General features: G+C 68.5%; 3 protein-coding genes and 1 pseudogene. 3 read left to right on the top strand and 1 reads right to left on the bottom strand.

What is annotated here, in order from left to right; translation table 11 throughout:
- Positions 1–1,298: ActS/PrrB/RegB family redox-sensitive histidine kinase (locus tag RT567_RS14940; protein WP_313577038.1), on the bottom strand; the 1,298-nt coding region annotated here is incomplete at its 3' end.
- A gap of 89 nt (positions 1,299–1,387) precedes the next feature.
- Between RT567_RS14940 and RT567_RS14935 the strand changes: the two genes are divergently transcribed.
- From RT567_RS14935 to RT567_RS14925, 3 genes and pseudogenes are all read left to right on the top strand, one after another.
- On the top strand, positions 1,388–2,008 hold the full coding sequence (locus tag RT567_RS14935) for an SCO family protein (protein WP_313577037.1): 621 nt from the start codon (positions 1,388–1,390) through the stop codon (positions 2,006–2,008).
- 97 nt (positions 2,009–2,105) lie between these two features.
- The gene (locus tag RT567_RS14930) at positions 2,106–3,386 is read left to right on the top strand and encodes a polyhydroxyalkanoate depolymerase (protein ID WP_313577036.1); all 1,281 of its coding nucleotides are present in this window, start codon (positions 2,106–2,108) and stop codon (positions 3,384–3,386) included.
- Positions 3,352–3,621, top strand: a pseudogene (locus RT567_RS14925) (M48 family peptidase); the annotation flags it as partial. The gene RT567_RS14930 and the pseudogene RT567_RS14925, both read left to right, overlap by 35 nt.

The following is a 3,621-nucleotide window of genomic DNA, read 5'->3' as shown; positions in this document are numbered from 1 at the left end:
TCCCGCCGGGCGGGGCGGCGGGTGGCCGAGGCGATCTGGGCGGCCAGGGCGCGGCGGGCCTTGGCTTGGGGGCGGCTGGTCACATAGGGCTCGCCCAGACGCGGCAGGATTTCGGAGGCGAAGCCGGGGCCGTCGTCAACAATGTCGATCTCGATCCACCCGGCGTCGACCACAGCGGTCAACTGGACGCGGGCGGTGGCGAAGTCGGCGGCGTTCTCGACCAGGGTGGACAGGCCGTGGACGATCTCGGGCAGGCGGCGCAGGCGCGGGGCGTCCTGGCCGGGCGGGATCTTCAGGGCGATGTCGAAATCCAGGTCGAAGCCCCGGTGCGGCTCGGCCACTTCTTCCAGTAGAGCCTTCAGGCCGATGTCGGCGAACAGGGCGTCGCCCTCTTCGGGCTGGGCCGACAGCTGTTTCAGGATGGCGCGGCAGCGTTCCGCCTGTTGCAGGATCAGGGCGGCGTCCTCGGCCGCCGGGCTGTCGGGCGCGGCGTCGCGCAGCATCTCCTTGGCGACGACCTGAATGGTGGCCAGGGGCGTGCCCAGTTCATGGGCGGCGGCGGCGGCCAGGCCGCCCAGGGCCGCCAGTCGTTGCTCGCGCTGCAACACATCCTGAGTGGTGGCCAGAGCCAGTTCCAGCTTGTCGGCGTCGGCCGCCACCTTCCAGGCGTAGCCGGCGGTGAACAGCACCCCAGTCACCAGCGCCAGCCCCAGCCCCAGACGATAGAGGCCCGGCAGCTCCAGATGCTCGTGCAGCCGCCACGGCAGGGGCAGAGACCAGGAGAAGAGGAAGCCCACGGCGATCAGGGCCATGATTCCCAGGATCACCGCCTGGCGCGCAGGCAGAGCCGCCGCCGCGATCGTCACCGGCGCCACCAGCAGCAGGCAGAAGGGGTTGGCCAGCCCGCCGGTCAGGGCCAGCAGGGTGGCCAGCTGCAGGATGTCGAAACCCAGCTGGGCGGCGGTTCTCGGCCCGTCGGGCAGGCTGCCGTCGATGCGCCGCGCCCGCGCCATGGTGGCCAGGTTCATCGCCACGCCCGCGCCGATCACGGTCAGGCATTCCCATAGAGGCAAAGGGAAGTGCAGGGCGAAATAGGCGGTCAGGATGGCCGAGGTCTGGCCGATCACCGCCAGCCAGCGCAGTACGATCAGGGTGCGCAGCGACAGGCCCCTCCCGCGTCGGGGCAGTTCCGGCAGACCGGCCAGTTCGCCGGCCGCCTGAATCAGGTCGTGCGGATAGGCCTGATGATGGGCCTGGGGGCGGGCGTGCGACGGGATGGGGGCTTCTGTACGGCTCACCGCTCTTCTATAGACCGGGCGAAGAGCGGCTGCACGGTTCGCCGTGTCGCGGCCGCTGAAATGACCTCCGTGCCTGATGAGGAGACGCCATGCCCCGCCGTCCTGTGATCCTGTTCGCCGCCGCCTGCGCGGTCATCGCCCTGGCGCTGGGCCTGATCACCATGGTGGTCGTCGGCGGCCGTCAGCAGGCGGCCCAGACCACGGATGTCGCGACGGGCCAGCCCCTGGTCGGCGGCGACTTCACCCTGACGGATCAGAACGGCAAGACGGTCGACCAGACGATCCTGAACGGCAAATGGACCCTGGTCTTCTTCGGCTTCACCTACTGTCCCGACTACTGCCCCACCACCCTGGGCGTGCTGAACGCCGTGCAGGAGCGGATGGGCGACAAGGCTGAGGATCTGCAGATCGTCTTCATCAGCATCGACCCCGAGCGCGACACGCCGCAGATGCTGAAGGACTACCTCTCGTCGGACGGCTTCCCCGACGGCGTCATCGGCCTGACCGGCACGCCGGAGCAGGTGGCCAAGGCCGCCAAGGCCTATCGCGCCTTCTATCAGAAGGTGGGGGAGGGCGAAGGCTACACCATGAACCACGGCCTGACCGTCTATCTGATGGGGCCGGACGGACAGTTCCGCAGCGCCGTGGCGCACGACCTGGGCCCCAGCCGCACCGCGACCCTGATCGAAAACGCCATGGAAAAGGGCTGATCACCTTTCCCTGAACGAAGCGCGACCGGTCTTTTTTGCGGCGCAGCACCCTGTATGATCGGCGTTCCGCATCGGCGGGGGCCGCAGTCGGGGTTTCATGCTCTACGCTTTTCACGAGCTCGCCTATCATTCGGCGACGCCGTTCCGGATCGGGGCCCAGATGGCCCGTCAGTTCTGGACCTCTCCGTTCAATCCGGCGTCGGACACGGCCATCGGCCGCACCGCCTATGCCTCGGCCGAGGTGTTCGAGAGCCTGACGCGCCGTTACGGCAAGCCCGCCTGGGGGCTTGAGGCGCTTGAGATCGAGGGCAAGGCCGTCCGGACCACCGAACAGGTCGTCTGGTCCTCGCCCTGGTGCCGACTGGTGCGGTTCGCCCGCAACATCGGCGACCTGAAGCGCGCGGGCAAACCCGCGGCGGCGCCCGCCGTGGTCATCGTGGCCCCGCTGTCGGGCCACTACGCCACCCTGCTGCGCGGCACGGTCGAGACCTTCCTGCAGGACCACGACGTCTATGTCACCGACTGGACCAACGCCCGCCAGGTGCCGATGCTGGAAGGGCGCTTCGACTTCAACGACTACATCGATCACGTGCGCGAGATGCTGGCCGCCGTCGGCCCGCGCGCCCACGTCGTCGGCGTCTGCCAGCCGGGGCCGCCGGTGCTGGCGGCCTGCGCCGTGATGGCGGCGCAGAACGACCCGAACCGGCCCGCCTCCATGACCTTCATGGGCTCGCCCATCGACGCCCGTCTGTCACCGACAGTGACGAACCAGCTGGCCGAGGAAAAGCCCTTCACCTGGTTCAAGTCGAACATGATCCACACCGTGCCCTGGCCCTATCCGGGCGTGGGGCGGCGGGTCTATCCGGGCTTCGTCCAGCTCTACAGCTTCATGTCGATGAACGAGGACAAGCACGTCGACGCCCATCGCCGCTATTTCGAGGATCTGGTGGCGGGCGACGGCGACGGGGTCGAGAAGCACGAGCAGTTCTACGACGAATATCTGTCAGTGCTGGACCTGACCGAAGAGTTCTATCTCCAGACCATCGACATCGTCTTCCAGCAGCACCTGCTGCCGCGCGGCCTGTTGCAGCATCGCGGCGAGACGGTCGATCTGACGGCGATCACCGACATCGGCCTGGCCACCATCGAGGGCGAGATGGACGACATCTCCGGCGTCGGCCAGACCCAGGCGGCGCACGGCCTGACGACCAACATTCCCGATGACCGGCGCCTGCTCTACGTCCAGCCCAAGGTCGGCCATTACGGCGTCTTCAACGGTCGCCGTTTCCGCGAGGAGATCTATCCGCGCGTGCGTGACTTCATCGCTCAGAACGAAGCCTTCAGTGTCGTACCGGAACGGTCAGCGTCTGCCGCTTGAGGGCGGCGGCGCCCTGAGGCTGTCGGTCAATCCGCGCGCGCGAAGGCTGTCGATCCGCATCGACGCTCGCGCAGGCGAAGCTGTGGCCGTGGCCCCCAGCGAGCGACGTCTGGGCGAGGTCGTGGCCTTCGCCCGCGCCAAGGCAGGATGGATCGCCGAACGCCTCGCCGCGCGCCTCGATACGCAGCCGTTCGAACCGGGCGCCGTCGTGACCTGGCTGGGCCGCACCGTGCGC

Source organism: Brevundimonas sp. (assembly GCF_032107865.1).
GTDB lineage: Bacteria > Pseudomonadota > Alphaproteobacteria > Caulobacterales > Caulobacteraceae > Brevundimonas.
This window is presented reverse-complemented; position numbering and strand designations above follow the sequence as displayed.